At 46.7% G+C, this 14,217-nt stretch carries 17 protein-coding genes; 12 read left to right on the top strand and 5 right to left on the bottom strand.

Annotation, left to right across the window (positions count from 1 at the left end; all coding sequences use genetic code 11):
* Positions 1-131: 131 nt before the first annotated feature.
* A complete protein-coding gene (locus OGH69_RS00770) occupies positions 132-1,151 on the top strand; it encodes a S41 family peptidase (RefSeq protein WP_265172521.1) in 1,020 nt (339 codons plus the stop codon).
* A gap of 46 nt (positions 1,152-1,197) precedes the next feature.
* Here OGH69_RS00770 and OGH69_RS00765 read toward each other — a convergent pair whose 3' ends face one another.
* On the bottom strand, positions 1,198-1,692 hold the full coding sequence (locus OGH69_RS00765; protein ID WP_265172520.1) for a hypothetical protein: 495 nt from the start codon (positions 1,690-1,692) through the stop codon (positions 1,198-1,200).
* Between the two features lie 161 nt (positions 1,693-1,853).
* On the opposite strand from OGH69_RS00765, the gene OGH69_RS00760 reads away from it, so the two are divergent.
* The 5 genes from OGH69_RS00760 to OGH69_RS00740 all read left to right on the top strand — a co-directional run bounded on the left by OGH69_RS00760 (position 1,854) and on the right by OGH69_RS00740 (position 4,570).
* Complete coding sequence (locus OGH69_RS00760) at positions 1,854-2,414, top strand: putative glycolipid-binding domain-containing protein (protein WP_265172519.1); 561 nt, start codon at positions 1,854-1,856, stop codon at positions 2,412-2,414.
* Between the two features lie 2 nt (positions 2,415-2,416).
* Entirely contained in the window at positions 2,417-2,788 is a 372-nt protein-coding gene (locus tag OGH69_RS00755) for a nuclear transport factor 2 family protein (RefSeq protein ID WP_265172518.1), read from the top strand.
* 80 nt (positions 2,789-2,868) lie between these two features.
* Entirely contained in the window at positions 2,869-3,558 is a 690-nt protein-coding gene (locus OGH69_RS00750) for an HAD family hydrolase (RefSeq protein WP_265172517.1), read from the top strand.
* Between the two features lie 52 nt (positions 3,559-3,610).
* Complete coding sequence (locus OGH69_RS00745; RefSeq protein WP_265172516.1) at positions 3,611-4,171, top strand: YdeI/OmpD-associated family protein; 561 nt, start codon at positions 3,611-3,613, stop codon at positions 4,169-4,171.
* Between the two features lie 30 nt (positions 4,172-4,201).
* The gene (locus OGH69_RS00740) at positions 4,202-4,570 is read left to right on the top strand and encodes a DUF6526 family protein (protein ID WP_265172515.1); all 369 of its coding nucleotides are present in this window, start codon (positions 4,202-4,204) and stop codon (positions 4,568-4,570) included.
* 105 nt (positions 4,571-4,675) lie between these two features.
* Here the strand turns inward: OGH69_RS00740 and OGH69_RS00735 are convergent, their stop codons facing one another.
* From OGH69_RS00735 to OGH69_RS00725, 3 genes are all read right to left on the bottom strand, one after another.
* Positions 4,676-5,287 (bottom strand): thermonuclease family protein, encoded by a 612-nt coding sequence (locus OGH69_RS00735; RefSeq protein ID WP_265172514.1) that lies wholly within the window; start codon positions 5,285-5,287, stop codon positions 4,676-4,678.
* Between the two features lie 33 nt (positions 5,288-5,320).
* Complete coding sequence (locus OGH69_RS00730; RefSeq protein ID WP_265172513.1) at positions 5,321-6,499, bottom strand: GlmU family protein; 1,179 nt, start codon at positions 6,497-6,499, stop codon at positions 5,321-5,323.
* Between the two features lie 243 nt (positions 6,500-6,742).
* A complete protein-coding gene (locus OGH69_RS00725) occupies positions 6,743-6,994 on the bottom strand; it encodes a type B 50S ribosomal protein L31 (RefSeq protein WP_108778043.1) in 252 nt (83 codons plus the stop codon).
* A 230-nt stretch (positions 6,995-7,224) separates the two neighbouring features.
* On the opposite strand from OGH69_RS00725, the gene OGH69_RS00720 reads away from it, so the two are divergent.
* From OGH69_RS00720 to OGH69_RS00695, 6 genes are all read left to right on the top strand, one after another.
* Positions 7,225-7,770 (top strand): DUF4199 domain-containing protein, encoded by a 546-nt coding sequence (locus OGH69_RS00720; protein ID WP_265172512.1) that lies wholly within the window; start codon positions 7,225-7,227, stop codon positions 7,768-7,770.
* Positions 7,771-8,721 carry a glycosyltransferase family 2 protein gene (locus tag OGH69_RS00715; RefSeq protein ID WP_265172511.1) on the top strand — a complete coding sequence of 317 codons (951 nt, stop codon included), beginning with the start codon at positions 7,771-7,773 and terminating at the stop codon, positions 8,719-8,721.
* Positions 8,722-8,781: 60 nt separating this feature from the next.
* Complete coding sequence (locus tag OGH69_RS00710) at positions 8,782-10,509, top strand: phospho-sugar mutase (RefSeq protein ID WP_265172510.1); 1,728 nt, start codon at positions 8,782-8,784, stop codon at positions 10,507-10,509.
* A 4-nt stretch (positions 10,510-10,513) separates the two neighbouring features.
* Entirely contained in the window at positions 10,514-12,337 is a 1,824-nt protein-coding gene (locus OGH69_RS00705; RefSeq protein WP_265172509.1) for an ABC transporter ATP-binding protein, read from the top strand.
* 123 nt (positions 12,338-12,460) lie between these two features.
* Positions 12,461-13,084 (top strand): HAD family hydrolase, encoded by a 624-nt coding sequence (locus tag OGH69_RS00700; RefSeq protein ID WP_265172508.1) that lies wholly within the window; start codon positions 12,461-12,463, stop codon positions 13,082-13,084.
* Positions 13,085-13,087: 3 nt separating this feature from the next.
* Positions 13,088-13,786, top strand: a complete 699-nt coding sequence (locus OGH69_RS00695; RefSeq protein ID WP_265172507.1) for a hypothetical protein — start codon at positions 13,088-13,090, stop codon at positions 13,784-13,786.
* Positions 13,787-13,856: 70 nt separating this feature from the next.
* Here the strand turns inward: OGH69_RS00695 and OGH69_RS00690 are convergent, their stop codons facing one another.
* Positions 13,857-14,213 carry a TfoX/Sxy family protein gene (locus OGH69_RS00690; protein WP_265172506.1) on the bottom strand — a complete coding sequence of 119 codons (357 nt, stop codon included), beginning with the start codon at positions 14,211-14,213 and terminating at the stop codon, positions 13,857-13,859.
* Positions 14,214-14,217 lie beyond the last annotated feature (4 nt).

Below are 14,217 nucleotides of genomic sequence, written 5' to 3'. Positions count from 1 at the left end.
AAATATTTTTTGGCTTTCTATATTTCTCAAGTACAAGGATTCACGAAAATATCCGAACCGCATAATTTTGTAATTGTGCGGTTTCTTTTTTTAAATCAGGCAGTTATTTATATTTGTTAAAAAACCACACCATGCTCAGCCGCTTCTTACTATTGTTTTTTGCCGGAATGTTATGTTTTGCATGCACAGCCCAAACATCAAAGCTGCCTGATTCCGTACGCGTGCATATCGACAGTTCCCTCACCATCCTGAAACAAAATTCGCTGTATGGCAAAAAGGTCGACTGGAAAAAGGTGGAAGCGGACGTGTATGCCAGGGCTGCCGGAAGCAGGACTACCGAAGATGCCTTTGATGCGCTGATTGTGGCCTTTGAAGCGACAGGCGACAAGCATGCTGCCTATTACAGCGGCAACAAAAAATTCCAGATACCACACACCGACCTGCTGGCACGGTATTCCGATTCCCTTAAAGCCAATCAGCTGCGCGGCTGGCGTATCGTTCACCGCATGATCGGCGGCATGGCCTATGTCAGCATACCCGCCATGCCTGTAAATAAACAGGAAGAAATTGAGGATCATGCCAACCGATTGTACGGCATCATCGCCGGTATGGCAAAAAATAATCCGGAAGGATGGATCATTGACCTGCGGTGCAATGAGGGTGGCAACATACGCCCCATGATGGCAGGGCTGGCCATGTTTTTCCCCGATGGCATAATGAGCTGTTATATTGACCGTGACGGTAACGCCGCAGGACTTTCCGGAATTGCTGATGGTGAATTCCAAATGGAGGGTGTTACCCAGGCTTTCATTAAAAATAAAATGCCTTCATTAAAGGATGCCAAAGTTGCGGTACTTATAGGCCCCGGTACGGCCAGTTCGGGAGAGGGTGTGGCCTCCAATTTCAGGCAGCGGAAAAATACCAGGCTCTTTGGGCAGGATACCGGCGGCTTTGCCAACTCTACCCTCAGCTTTACTTTCAATAACAACCAGACTTACTTCCTCATTTCTACGCATCATATTGGCGACAGCAACAAAAAACCGCTGCCGGAATTTGTAACGCCCCATGAAACGATAACCGGTGTCGAGGCTTATAACGATCTGCAAATAGACAGCGCAGTAATGGCTGCAATAAGATGGCTTAAGAAATAAAGCACGGGGATGAAAAAAGGGCACCACATAAGCGATGCCCCTTCAATCAGTGTTTTTTCCCTTTTCCTTTGGCTTTTCCGTTGCCGTGGCCTTTACCCTTCGCCACTACTTTGTGCCCTGAAGGTGTATGCACAACGACAGCCTTTTTCGCCTGTCCCGGTGGCAGGCCAATGGTTTTTTGCGGCCCGGCTTTATATCCTTTCGGATATTTCACTTTATGGGTCTTGTAGTATACGTATGGTGTTGTGCCGCGATAATCGGTGAGTACTACCTTGTGCCCCCGATACAGGTCATAATGGCGGTAGGCCACAGGCAGGGTGGTGGTGCGTACCCACGCACCGTTGCGTGTGTAGATGTATTCGCGTGTACCAACGTCATAATATGTATAAATGTCTGGCAGGTAATAATAACGCACCTCGGTATATCCCGCAGGGCCCCAGGCGGGCGGAGCGCCAAGATTTACATTAATGTTTACCTGGGCCTGTGATAGTGTGCAGGTAATAAACGCTATTACCGGCAGTAAAAATTTCATCGTTTTCATAATAAAGGCATTTAGGTTATTACTCTTTTTTTTCCAAAAGCCAATAAGTATGCCTAAGTTACAAATCACCCAGCCCGCCCAGGCATATTTAGTATATATTTAATACAGGGTGTTAAACTTATTTTAAACTCTTATTTACTACATTGCAGTAAAAATCAGCCATGCAAAAATCAATCGTCTGGGAAGGGCTTGCCAATGATACCGAGGAGCATTGTTCGGTCAATTTCCTTGGGGAAGAAATCGTTATCCGATCCGAAATTGAGGGCTGGGCGGCGCATAAGGCTGTTTACGCAGAATATGTGCTGCATCTTACCAACGAATGGGAGGCGGTGCGCATTGAGGTTGATTTTCATGTAAGCGACCACCAGCATTCCCGGCATTTGCAACGGGACGGTTCAGGCAACTGGACAGACAATTCCGGCAAGGCATACCCCGAACTGCAGGGCTGCCTTTTTTTGGATATTTCACTCACCCCGCTTACGAATTCGCTTCCCATCAATGCCCTGCACCTTAGTGAGGGCGACAGTGCCGAATTTGACCTGGCCTATTTTGACATCCTTGAAGACGTTATTCGAAAGGACCGCCAGAAATATACCCGGATGCCCGGAAATGTCTATCGGTTCGAAAACGGCGGGGGCAGTTTTACAGCAGATATAGCCGTTGATGCAGATGGCTTTGTAACAGAGTACCCTAATCTTTTTAAAATGCTAAAACCAAGATAATCATGTTGACACACGAACAGGTTGCCGTTTTTGAAACGCGTCTTATTACCGCGATGAAAGAAAGTAATATTCTTATGCTGGATGCACTGCTTGCCGAAGATTTGATTTTTACAGGGCACACCGGCCAGGTGTTCACTAAGTTCGACGACCTCGATGCGCATCGTTCGGGCAATGTGGAAATTTTTGAGATCAATGCCGGCGAGCAGGTTATAAAGATCATGGGCGATACCGCTGTGGTATCGGTGCTGCTGGAGATAAGCGGGTCGGTTTTTGGCAACACAGAGGTAGGTTTTTTCAGGTTTACCCGTGTATGGAAACAAGCCGGCGATGGCATGCAGGTGATAGCGGCGCATGCTACACAGGTAGTATCCTGAAAATTCCCTGTTTACCAAATGAATCACTATTCCGCAGGGCGGGATAGTATATTACCCGTATTTTTGAACAAACTTACAGTATGAAGATTAAAGTCATTGCTTTTGACGCCGACGATACCCTGTGGGTAAACGAGCCGTTTTTCCAGGAAACCGAAAAGAAATTCTACCAACTGATGGAGCCTTATCTTCCGGCACACAGTGTGGCCAAGGAGCTATTTAAGGTTGAGATCGCCAACCTCGGTATTTACGGATACGGCATAAAGGCCTACATCCTGAGCATGATCGAGGCGGCACTGCAAATTTCCGAAAAGACAGTAAGCGTCGAAGCCATTGAGAAGATACTCGAATTTGGCAAGGAAATGCTCGACAAGCCCATTGAGCTTATCGATGGTGTTGAGGAAACCCTCAAGGCGCTGCATGGCAGATACAAGCTGGTTGTTGCCACCAAGGGCGACCTGAAGGACCAGCACAAAAAGCTGCACGAGTCGGGCCTGGGGCATTACTTTCACCACATTGAAGTGATGTCTGACAAACAGCAGGTTGATTATGCCAAGATGCTGCGGCGGCTTGAGATAGAGCCGGCGGAGTTCATGATGATAGGGAACTCGCTCAAATCGGATGTGCTGCCTGTACTGCAGATTGGGGGACATGCATGCCACATTCCGTTCCACACCACCTGGGCGCATGAGCAGATAGACCATACCATAGAGCATGAAAATTTCAGGGAGATGGAGAGCATCACCCAGGTTGTTGCATTACTGCACTCATAATTCCTGTCGCATATCCTGTAAATTCCTATCTTGTATACCCTAAATTCATACTATGGAACCTCATTTTTTCCCTAAACAGGATGATTTTAGAGCCTGGCTTGACAAAAATCATGCAAAGGAAACCGAACTTCTGGTTGGCTTCTACAAAACCAATTCGGGCAAGCCGAGCATGACCTGGCCGGAGTCGGTAGACCAGGCGCTTTGCTACGGCTGGATCGACGGTGTGCGCAAATCGCTGGGTACGGAGAGCTATACCATACGGTTTACGCCCCGCAAACCAACGAGCATTTGGAGCGCTGTGAATATCAACAAGATGGCGGAGCTGCAAAAGCAGGGCATTGTACAACCTGCGGGCCTAGCTGCCTTTGAAAAACGTACAGAGAGTAAATCGAGAGTCTATTCCCACGAGCGTAAGGAGAATGCAAAATTATCTGCTGCCATGGAGAAGGAATTCAGGGCCGAAAAAGGCGCATGGGAGTTCTTCATGAAGCAAGCGCCCTCTTACAGGAAAGCCGTCATTCACCTGATTGTTTCGGCCAAACAGGAAAAAACGCAGCGCTCGCGCTTTGAAAGACTGCTGAATGCAAGCAAAGAGGGTAAAAGGATAAGTTAATCATTTTCAATATTATAAAAAACAATTCTAATGTCACAATCCTATAAAAACCACATCCGTTGGTACCCGCCACACCATTTTATATTTTATCCGCTAATGCTTGGAATGCTGTCATTTACGGCTTATAGTGCCTATAATGATGAAGCTGGACGGCAGCTGTGGCTGTTTCTTGCGGGATTGTCTGCTGTAGTAATATGGGTAGCGTTCATGCTGCGCCAGCACTATGCACTCACCTTACAGAACCGCATTGTCATTGGGGAAATGCGCTACCGCTACTTTGTGGTCACCGGCAGGCGGCTGGAACCTTTAGAAGAAAAACTTTCTGAAGGACAATTGTTTGCGCTGAGGTTTGCCCCTGATGAAGAGCTGGAGGCGCTTACATCCCGGGTAGAGACGTAGCATTGCTACGTCTGACGCATATGAAAATTATAGTAGCCGTTGCAGTGCAACGGCTCTACTTGGATAGAATGAAAAGTATCGACTGAGACTGAATACCGTGACTGCCTACTTTCTCCTGGCTTTCCTCCACTCCCAGGGTGCAACGGGATTTTTATCAGCCCAAAGGCCTAGTTTTTTATCCCTGGCCTGTTGTTCAATGCCATCGAGGGTTTTGCTTTTTGAGTACTGTTTGTAATGCCAGGCCAATCCCGCCTTCACAAGCTCCTCATTTACATTGATACCCTCCTGTGTGGTTATAGTTCCTACAACCCTGCCATATCGGTCACGTTTGCCGTCGGAAGTAACAGTAACGGTTTTCCCGAAACACAGGTCGGAGGCATACTGCCGTGCATTTTTGCCGAATGCCTGCGATTTCTCAGGGCAGTCGATTTCCGCAAGGCGTACACGTTCCGGAATGCTGTCGTATAATATTTCGAAGGTATCGCCGTCCTTAATGCCTGTGACTTTCCCTTCAAAGACAGTAAGGTAACGCGCAGGGGCTTTCTTTTTTGCCTTTTTGGCTTTGGGCGCTTTTTCAGGTACCGATGCGGGCACCCGCTCCGGATGTGGTGCCGGTGTGGGCGCATTCCTGAAAAAAGCAAAATATACTGCAAAAGCCAGTAGGAATAGTGACGCCACTAATCCTCCCGACCCTGATTTTCTTTTACGATTTGCCAATTGCTACATTAAAAAATTTAAACAATTGGTACATTAATCGTCCTTCCTCCATTTTTTGGTCTCCTCGAATACGTGCTCCAGTATGGCAGCATCCTGTTCGGTGAATTCCACGTGGCGGCGTGACATTACGATTTTTGCGGTTTCAAAAGCTTTTTTGGTTATATAGGTGCTAAAGCCCGAAGCGCCGCCCCAGGAGAAGCTCGGCACAAAATTGCGCGGGAAGCCGCTACCGAAAATGTTGGCGCTCACCCCTACCACTGTCCCGGTATTGAACATGGTATTGATACCGCTCTTGCTATGGTCGCCCATCATAAGTCCGCAAAATTGCAGGCCGGTTTTCACGAAGCCACCCTTTTCATAGTTCCACAGCTTTACTTCTTCGTAGTTGTTCTTCAAGTTGGAGTTGTTGGTATCGGCGCCAAGGTTGCACCATTCGCCCAGCACTGAGTTGCCAAGGAAGCCGTCATGCCCTTTATTGGAATAACCGAACAGTACCGAATTGCTTACCTCCCCGCCTATCCTGCTGTGCGGGCCTACGGTCGTAGCGCCGTACACTTTGGTCGCCAGCTTTACCTGCGCCTCCTCGCAAAGTGCAAAAGGCCCGCGGATAACGGAATTCTCCATGATCTCAGAGTTTTTCCCGATATAGATAGGGCCTGTAGAAGCGTTAAGGGTAACAAATTCCAGTTTGGCACCTTCCTCTATGAATATGTTTTCGGGCGCTATGGTGTTTACGCTTGACGGTATGGGCTGCGAAGTGCGGCCTTCGGTAAGCAGCTCAAAATCTTCACGGATGGCGGCATCGTTTTTTGCGAAAATGTCCCACGGGTTTTCGATCCGCAGGCAGCTTTCAGTATATTCTATGATCTCATAGGTATCAAAATCGACCTCGTCCTGGGTGTCTTTAGTATAAAAAGCTATTACATCCTCCCCACAGAAAATGGCCTGGTTGGCTTCGAGTGCCGATACCATTTCAGACAGCACTTCATTGGGCAGGAACGAAGCGTTGATCATCACATTTTCCTCCATCTCTACCATCGGGAATTTATCCATAAGATATTCCTCGGTCAGCGTTGTGGTCGTGTAGCCAAGGTGTTTCTCCCATTTTTCGCGGATGGTAAGTATGCCCACACGGATATCGGCCACAGGCCTGGTAAAGGTAAACGGCAACAGTTGGTTGCGTACAGGGCCGTCAAAAAGGATATAGTTCATTTGTTTGCAGGTTTAGGATACGAAAATAGGCGAAAGTTTCAAAGTGGCAAAGTTATCAAGTTGTAAAGTCGCTTCAAAGTCGTAAAGTCCTAAAGTCAAAAGTTAAAAAGTTTCAAAGTGCATAGTAAAGAATGGCTCAAGAGTGTGCCCCAATACTTTATGACTTTACAACTTTCGACTTTATAACTAATAACAAAAAAGCCCTCCGTTTCCGGAAGGCTTCTGTATTGCGTTGTCCAAAGATTACTTTTGGAACTTGGCGTATTTGTTTTTGAACTTGTCGATACGTCCTGCAGTATCGATAAGTTTTGATTTACCAGTGTAGAATGGGTGTGAAGTCCTTGATATCTCCATTTTCACTACCGGATATTCAACTCCTTCGTGTATGATTGTTTCTTTTGTGTCAGCTGTAGACTTTGTGATAAAAACTTCGTCGTTCGACATGTCTTTGAATGCTACCAGCCTGTAATTTTCCGGGTGAATACCTTTTTTCATCTTGATAAATTTTTATTGTTTGGCTGCTGCCTGTTCCGAAGCTTCCCGATGCGGAAGGTGTAAACGGCTCACAGCTTTTTGTTTAAACACTTTTTATTTGAGAGCGCAAAAGTACAACTATTTTTTAATAATCAAAGCGGTATACTTCTTTTTTTCAGTGTAACGCAACGTATTTTTTTGCGACTGATACTGTCGGAATTAGTATATTTGTACCTTAAAACAACCAAATTATGAAAGAAAATACCTCTCCCTCAAAAGCAATGCTTACTTACGGTGTTGTTTTCGGCATTGCCTTGATTCTTGAACTGGTAATTTTGTATGCCCTTGATCTTGACCCTTCCGAACACCAATGGGTAGGTGCTCTTACCAATTCCCTGAATTTCCTCATTTTTCCTATTATGTTTGTCCTGCTGGCGTGCATTGCCTACAAAAAACTTAATGGCGGCTACATCTCCTTTGGACAGTGCGTAAAAACAGGTGCAGGAACCATGGCGCTGGGTGGGCTTATATACGGTCTGTTCTATATCATATTTAATATTGTACTCCCTGAATTCCAGGATGAAATGTTCGAAAAGATGAAGGTGGCGATGGTTAAGCAAAATCCTGAGATGACGTCGGAGCAAATGGAAATGGGCCTAAAAATGGCAAAAACATTCATGAGCCCCTATGTATCCGCACCAATCAGCATATTACTATACACGTTCCTTGGAGTGATCTATTCACTAATCATTGGTGCTATCATTAAAAAAGAAAATCAAGGAGCTTTTCAGCAATAAATGAATCTATCCATAGTTATCCCCCTCCTCAACGAAGAGGAATCGCTCAACGAATTGCACCAGTGGATCGTAAAGGTCATGGCCGAAAACAATTTCAGCTATGAAGTCATCTTCATCGACGATGGCAGCACCGATGCGTCCTGGCACATCATACAGCAGCTTTCTGCCGCCAATGCAAATGTAAAAGGCATCCGTTTCCAAAGGAATTACGGGAAGTCGCAGGCGCTGCATGCCGGATTTGCAAAAGCACAGGGCGATGTAATCATAACCATGGATGCCGACCTGCAGGACAGCCCCGACGAAATACCGGAACTGTATAACATGGTTACCGCACAGGGTTACGATCTTGTTTCCGGCTGGAAGAAAAAGCGCTACGATTCCATCCTTTCCAAGAATATGCCTTCCAAGCTATTTAACTGGGCGGCCAGGAAGACTTCGGGCGTAAAGCTCAACGACTTCAATTGCGGGCTTAAGGCGTATCGTAACGTAGTCGTAAAGAACATAGAGGTTTCAGGCGAAATGCACCGCTACATACCGGTGCTTGCCAAGAATGCAGGCTTTTCACGCATTGGCGAAAAGGTGGTAATGCATCAGGCACGCAAATACGGCTCAACCAAATTTGGCATGGAACGCTTCATCAATGGGTTCCTTGACCTTATTACCATCTGGTTCCTGTCGCGTTTCGGTAAGCGGCCCATGCACCTTTTCGGTGCGCTTGGGGTATTGATGTTCCTGATAGGGCTCGCTTCGGCAGTATATATCGGCGCTTCCAAGCTCATACACCTGTACCATCACGAGAAAGCGATACTGGTTACCGACAACCCATGGTTTTACATAGCGCTGACCACGATGATCATCGGTACACAGCTTTTCCTGGCGGGATTTTTGGGCGAGATCATTCTACGCACCCGCAATAATGAGGAACGCTATAAAATTAGCGAAACTTTATAACTGCATAATTTTGCCGTTTAGCAAATAATAACAAAATTTATACTATAAAATATAGTTACGATGGAAATCGACAAATCAATACTTGACAAAGTAAATGTATGGCTTACGCCCGTTTTTGACAGTGAAACACAAGCTTCATTGCACGAAATGATGGCCTCTTCGCCAAAAGAGCTTGAGGACAGCTTTTATAAAAACCTTGAATTCGGTACGGGCGGCATGAGGGGCGTTATGGGGCCCGGCACCAACCGCATCAATAAATATACCCTTGGGAAGGCAACACAGGGCCTATCGGACTACCTGAAAACGTCCTTCCCCGGCGAGGAGCTGAAAGTAGCCATCGCCTACGACTGCCGTCACAACAGCGATACTCTGGCCAAAGTAGTTGCCGATGTATTCTCTGCCAACGGCATCAGGGTATTCCTTTTTGAGGAGCTGCGCCCTACCCCGGAGCTATCTTTTGCAGTCAAGCATCTGGATTGCCACGCGGGCATCGTGCTTACGGCATCGCATAACCCACCGGAATACAACGGCTATAAAGTATACTGGCAGGACGGCGGGCAATTGGTGCCGCCACAGGATAAAGAACTGATTGCAGTCATTGAGGCGCTGGAATATGGCCAAATCAACTTCAATGCTGACGAATCATTGATAGAGTATATAGGAGAAGCCGTAGACAAGGCATTCCTGCGCTCGTCGTTGGTAAATTCATCGTTCAACACGCCGCAGGAAGCCAAAGACGCGCTGAAGATTGTGTATACCCCGCTTCACGGCACATCGGTAAAGTCGATACCCGACCTGCTTGAGGATGCCGGGTACAGCAATGTGCATATCGTGGCAGAGCAGGCCAAGCCGGACGGGAATTTCCCAACCGTAAAATCGCCCAATCCCGAAGAGCCGGAAGCATTGGCCATGGCCATAGCGCTAGCCGACGAGGTTGACGCGGACATCGTGGTGGGTACCGACCCGGACAGCGACCGCCTGGGTGTGGCAGTACGTAACGGCAACGGCATCATGACCCTGCTGAACGGCAACCAGACTATGGTGCTGATGACGCATTTCCTATTGGAACAATGGAAAAAACAAGGAAAAATCAACGGAAAGCAATTCATTGGCTCGACCATCGTTTCCACTCCAATGATGATGGAACTGGCTACGGCTTATGGCGTGGAATGCAAAGTGGGCCTCACCGGCTTTAAATGGATTGCCAAGATGATAAAAGATTTCCCTGAACAGGAATTCATCGGCGGTGGCGAAGAGAGCTTTGGGTTCATGGTAGGCGACGCCGTGCGCGATAAAGACGCTGTGGCTTCTACCCTGCTGTTATGCGAAATCGCAGCCCAGGCAAAGGCCAACGCCAGCTCGCTGTACCAGGAGTTGCTGAAATTGTTTGTGGATTTTGGTTTCTATAAGGAATATCTCATTTCACTTACCAAAAAAGGCAAGGATGGCGCTGCAGAAATCAATAACATGATGATCCAGATGCGCGAAAAGCCGCTTAGCGAAATCAACGGCCAGCGTGTGATCATGGTGGAAGATTATAAAGCTTCTACTGCAAAGAACCTGCTTTCGGGCGAGGAGGAAGCGCTTACCCTGCCTAAGAGCGACGTGCTTATCTATTACCTTGAAGACGGTACTAAGATATGCGCGCGCCCAAGCGGAACAGAGCCGAAAATCAAATTCTATTTCAGTGTAAATGAGCCGCTTGACGATGTAAAAAATTTCAAAACCATTGAAGCATCGTTGGACAAGAAGATACAGAACATTGTAGAGGAAATGAACCTCAGGTAAGAGAATGAGCTACTACAAGAAAATCTATCCTTTTGCAAAGCCGTACAAAAAGCAGATATACCTTAATATTTTCTTTAATGTACTATATGCGCTGTTCAGCACTCTTTCGCTTATTGCTGTCATACCGGTACTGAAAGTTATTTTTGATGATAAGAAGGAGGTGCCTAAGCCGGTATACGAGGATTTTAAGCATATAAAAAGCTACCTTGAGGACTCACTGAATTACCAGCTTGTTAACCAGATTGACAGGCATGGCGAATTTACGGTGCTGATGTTTATCATCGGGCTTATCATCGTGATTTTCCTGCTCAAGAACTTTTGCAACTACATGGCGCTGTATTTCATTACCCACCTGCGCAACGGGATGGTCAAGGACATACGCACGGAACTCTATGGCAAGATAACCCGACTCCCCCTGAGTTATTATTCGAAAACGACAAAGGGTGACGTAATCGCTAAAATGACTACCGACGTGAATGAATTGAGCAACTCTTTCATGAACTACATGGAAATGATCGTGAAAGAGCCACTGACCATATTGTTTACGCTTGTATCGATGGCTATATTCAGCTATCAGCTAACTTTGTTCGTATTCATATTCCTGCCTATTGCGGGCTTCATCATTTCAAAAGTAGGCAAGTCGCTGAAGAAGAAATCGATGCGCGTACAGCAACAGCAAGGGCAGATATTAGCTACCCTTGAAGAAACTGTTGGCGGTCTCAAAGTGATCAAGTCATTTACCGGCGAGGGCATTTTCAGGGAAAAGTTTGCCAACATCAACAAAAGGCTTTTTGGCTTTTCCAATTCTGTATCGAACAGGCAAAACCTGGCCTCCCCTCTCAGCGAACTGTTGGGTATAATTGTTATCGGTGTTTTGCTTGTATATGGAGGCTACCTCGTTTTTGAGGACAGGACCATGGAGGCAGGATTCTTTTTGGGCTACATCCTTTTGGCCTACAACATCCTGACCCCGGCCAAAGACATATCCAAGGCAAGCTACAGCCTTAAGCGCGGCAGTGCCTCGGCGGAAAGGATTGTAGAACTCCTTGAAACCGATGTTGAGATACACGACAAACCGAATGCACTCGAAAGCACATCATTCGAAAAAGGCATTTCTATCGAAAATATCAACTTCCGATATGAGGAGGAGAATGTACTGAAAGACTTCTCGCTTACCGTACCTAAAGGGCAGACTGTAGCGCTCGTGGGCCAGTCGGGCAGCGGAAAGAGTACGATAGCCAACCTGCTTACGCGCTTTTACGACGTGCAGGAAGGCAGCATAAAGATAGATGGTGTCGATATACGCGACTACAAGGTGCATTCATTGCGCAGCATGATCGGCCTGGTAACGCAGGACAGCATATTGTTCAACGATACTATTCGAAACAACGTTTCGCTGGGCAAGCCCAATGCTTCGGATGAGGAAATCATGGATGCCCTGAAAATTGCCAACGCTTACGAGTTCGTAAAAGACCTCCCGGAAGGCATCAATACCAACATCGGCGACAGCGGAAACAAGCTTTCGGGCGGGCAGAAGCAGCGCCTCAGCATTGCACGTGCCGTATTGAAAAACCCGCCGATCATGATACTTGACGAAGCCACCTCCGCACTCGACACCGAAAGCGAAAGGCTGGTACAGCAGGCACTGGAAAACATGATGCAAAACCGTACATCTGTCGTGATCGCGCACAGGCTTTCGACCATACAAAAAGCCGATAAGATTGTGGTAATGCAAAAGGGCCGCATCGTGGAGCAAGGTACGCACGATGAACTCATTAATCATGATGGGACCTATAAGAAGCTGGTGATGATGCAGTCTTTCGAATAACGTTGATTTGACAATTTATTGATACGTTGATTTGTTTATTTGTTGATACCTTTGTCAGAAAGCCAATACCTTTCGCTGCAATACCGGATAATCGGATAAACGCATCAACAAATAAACTTATCCATGCCCATAAAAGCAATCATATACGACCTTGACAATACCGTTTATCCTGTAAGCGCCATTGGCGACAAACTGTTCGGGCCACTGTTTGACCTGATCGCAGAAAGCGGGCAGCATAATGACTCCATTGATGACATTAAGAAAGCCATTATGCGAACGCCATTTCGCCTGGTGGCGCAACGCAACAATTTTAGCGATGCGCTAACTGCAAGTGGCATCGCGCTCCAGGAAGAACTGGAATATGGTGAAGCCATAGATACCTTTGAGGATTACGCCGAGATAAAAAACATCCCTGCCGCACGTTACCTGGTAACTACCGGATTCGCCAAAATGCAGCACAGCAAGATAAAGCAGATGGGCATTGCGGGAGATTTTGAGGAAATCCATGTAGTAGACCCAACGAAAACCAGCAAGAAGGAAGTTTTTGCCGGCATACTGGCGCGCCACAACTACCAACCTGAAGAAGTACTGGTGGTAGGCGACGACCCGGAGTCGGAAATTGCTGCTGCGAAGGCATTGGGTATTCCAACCGTGCTGTACGATAAGAACAGCATGCATCCACCCGAAGAGGCCGACCATGCCATATCGCATTTTAAAGACCTGAAAACCATTTTTGATAACCGATAGCCAATGTATGTCCCTAACGACCAGATAACCCTGCCGGATCCTGACACCATTGTGTGGAAGTACCTGGACCTGTCCAAATTCCTGGACCTGTTGTTGGGGAAGCAGCTGTTCATGTCGCGGTCGGATAAGTTTGAGGACCAGTATGAAGGGACATTCAGCGAACCCACCTTTGAGGAAATGAAGCGCCTTTCGGCAGACAAGCCGGACTTCCTTGACTATTATAAAAACCACCGTAAGAATGTGGTGGTGAGTAGCTGGCACATCAGCGAGCATGAGTCGTTTGCCATGTGGCAGATTTTCACCAAAAACAACGAAGGCCTTGCAATCCAGAGTACTATTGGGCGCATGCAGGAGGCCCTGAAGCCCGAAACCCGCTATGAGCAGCACATCGGGGCAGTAAACTACATCGACTACAAAAAAGAGTACATCCCGTTCGATAACGACTTCTTCCCATTCCTCTTTAAGCGGAAAAGTTTCCAGTATGAGTTGGAGGTACGCATTGTTTCGGACCTGACAAAGCACAACCTTTTCATCAACGAAGGCGTAAAAACGGATGTGGATATCAATATCTTAATCGAAAAGATTTACATTCACCCCAAATCGGAGAACTGGTACAAAAGGCTTGTAGTAGAATTGATGCAGCGGCTTGGGTTTGACATCCCCATCGAAAAATCCGATCTTGAGAGCGATATTTTAATTTAGTTTTCAGTCGCAGCTCAGGAAGCGGGTAGAACTGATAGCCCCATATTTTCATTTTAACTGAAAGAGCTCTTTATTTTTTGGATGCTTTGGCCAATGGGTTAAAATCCAGGCACAATTGAAGCCAGTATTCGAGGCCCTGCTTTGTTTTGAAGCCTTCTTCTTCCACATAGATATAGCCTTTCATGGGCTTCCCGGTGAATTCCATTGGCACCACATGGTTCTTTTCCAATGAAGACTCATAAACAGCATCGCCTATCCGGCACATCAACCTATCAATACCCGTTTTTTTATCGACGTGTGTACCGCAGCACATTTTCCCATCGACCATAAAACAAATGCCGCTAAACATTTTCTTCTCAATAAAGCCGGGATTTTTATCAAGAAAGAACTCCCTGATACGCTGTACGGTTTGTTCATTATATGGCATGGCT

The sequence above is a fragment of the Flavobacterium sp. MFBS3-15 genome, assembly GCF_026107645.2.
GTDB lineage: Bacteria > Bacteroidota > Bacteroidia > Flavobacteriales > Flavobacteriaceae > Flavobacterium.
Note: the sequence above shows the minus strand (reverse complement) of the source record. Positions and strands in the feature narration are given on the sequence as shown.